The sequence below is a fragment of the Streptomyces durhamensis genome (assembly GCF_000725475.1).
GTDB lineage: Bacteria > Actinomycetota > Actinomycetes > Streptomycetales > Streptomycetaceae > Streptomyces > Streptomyces filipinensis.
In genome coordinates this window covers 1-326 of the sequence record NZ_JNXR01000160.1, presented here as the reverse complement: position 1 = coordinate 326, position 326 = coordinate 1, and the positions used below count along the sequence as shown (strand labels likewise).

At 63.8% G+C, this 326-nt stretch carries 1 protein-coding gene; it reads right to left on the bottom strand.

The window, feature by feature from the left end:
- On the bottom strand, positions 1 to 326 hold a 326-nt coding region (locus IO33_RS45425), incomplete at both ends, for a hypothetical protein (RefSeq protein WP_037687567.1).

Below are 326 nucleotides of genomic sequence, written 5' to 3'. Positions count from 1 at the left end.
GCGCACACCAGTTGTATTCCGTCGTCGCTCAATCCACCTAGTTCGATGGACTGGGCCGTGTGCGCCAGCAGCGCTGTGACCGTTCCCCTCAATTCGACGCCTGCCTCGGACGGACGATAACCACCCAGGATCAAGACCGGCCGGTCCGCCAACCATGAACACACCTGACGCAAGATCTGCAGTGTCGCACTGTCGGCGCGGTGAAGATCATCGAGCACCACAACCGTGCGTCCAGAGGAGAACTTGCGCGCCACGGCCTGGGCCACGGCAAACGAATCCCCGCCACTGCTCGACGCCGGCTCATCGTCGCCGAGCACCTCGCGCCA